Here is a 1792-nt window from a genome sequence, read left to right on the forward strand (position 1 = left end):
GCCGGCCGCGCAAGGCGTGCTGGCAGCCGTGCAGACCCTGCGTGAGATGAACGCCGACAACCTGCGCAAGGTGCCGGCCGATGCACCCACGGCCTTCATCAAGCCGCGCTGGAAGCCGCTGGTGATCACCCCGGAAGGCCTCGACCGGAAATTCTACGAAATCTGCGCCCTGTCCGAGCTGAAGAACGCCCTGCGCTCCGGCGACATCTGGGTCAAGGGCTCGCGGCAGTTCCGCGACTTCGACGACTACCTGCTGCCGGCCGAGAAGTTCGCCGCACTCAAGCGCGAGCAGGCCCTGCCCCTGGCGATCAACCCGAACAGCGACCAGTACCTGGAAGAGCGTTTGCAGCTGCTGGACGAGCAGTTGGCCACCGTCACCCGCCTGGCCAAGGACAACGAGCTGCCCGATGCCATCCTCACCGAGTCAGGGCTGAAAATCACCCCGCTGGATGCGGCGGTGCCGGATCGGGCGCAGGCGCTGATCGACCAAACCAGCCAGTTACTGCCGCGCATCAAGATCACCGAACTGCTGATGGACGTGGACGACTGGACGGGCTTCAGCCGCCACTTCACCCACTTGAAGGACGGGGCCGAGGCCAAAGACAGGACGTTGCTGCTGTCCGCAATCCTCGGTGATGCGATCAACCTCGGGCTGACCAAGATGGCCGAGTCGAGCCCCGGCCTGACCTACGCCAAGCTGTCCTGGCTGCAAGCCTGGCACATCCGCGACGAAACCTATTCGGCGGCCTTGGCCGAGCTGGTCAACCACCAGTATCGCCACGCCTTTGCCGCCCACTGGGGCGACGGCACGACCTCATCCTCCGATGGCCAGCGCTTCCGCGCGGGTGGCCGGGGCGAGAGCACCGGGCACGTCAACCCGAAGTACGGTAGCGAGCCGGGACGGCTGTTCTATACCCATATCTCCGACCAGTACGCGCCGTTCAGCACCCGCGTGGTGAATGTCGGCGTCCGCGATTCCACCTATGTGCTCGACGGCCTGCTGTACCACGAGTCCGACCTGCGGATCGAGGAGCACTACACCGACACGGCCGGCTTCACCGATCACGTCTTTGCCCTGATGCACCTGCTAGGCTTCCGCTTCGCGCCGCGCATCCGCGACCTCGGCGAAACCAAGCTGTACGTGCCGCAGGGCGTGCAAGCCTACCCGACGTTGCGCCCGCTGATCGGCGGCACCCTGAACATCAAGCACGTGCGTGCCCACTGGGACGACATCCTGCGCCTGGCCAGCTCGATCAAGCAGGGCACCGTCACCGCCTCGCTGATGCTGCGCAAGCTCGGCAGCTACCCGCGCCAGAACGGACTGGCCGTGGCCCTGCGCGAGCTGGGCCGGATCGAGCGCACGCTGTTCATCCTGGACTGGCTGCAAAGTGTTGAACTGCGCCGCCGCGTGCATGCCGGCCTGAACAAAGGTGAGGCGCGCAACTCGCTGGCCAGGGCGGTGTTCTTCAACCGCCTTGGGGAAATCAGGGATCGGAGCTTCGAGCAGCAGCGCTACCGGGCCAGCGGCCTCAACCTGGTGACGGCGGCTATCGTGCTGTGGAACACGGTGTACCTGGAACGCGCCACCCAGGGGTTGGTCGAGGCCGGCAAGCCGGTGGACGGCGAGCTGCTGCAATTCCTGTCGCCGCTGGGCTGGGAGCACATCAACCTAACCGGCGATTACGTCTGGCGGCAGAGCCGCAGACTGGAAGACGGGAAGTTTCGGCCCTTACGGATGCCCGGAAAACCTTAGCGTACGATTTTTTCCGAATTCTGCGGGCTCCCCTTTAAG

Annotated in this window: 1 pseudogene; it reads left to right on the forward strand. The window is 65.2% G+C overall.

Going from position 1 to position 1792, the window contains the following annotated elements:
• A pseudogene (locus tag ACJHYR_RS27595) lies at positions 1 to 1753 on the forward strand (Tn3-like element TnAs1 family transposase); the annotation flags it as partial.
• Positions 1754 to 1792: the final 39 nt, after the last annotated feature.

Source organism: Escherichia sp. WS1450 (genome assembly GCF_046487395.1).
GTDB lineage: Bacteria > Pseudomonadota > Gammaproteobacteria > Enterobacterales > Enterobacteriaceae > Escherichia > Escherichia coli.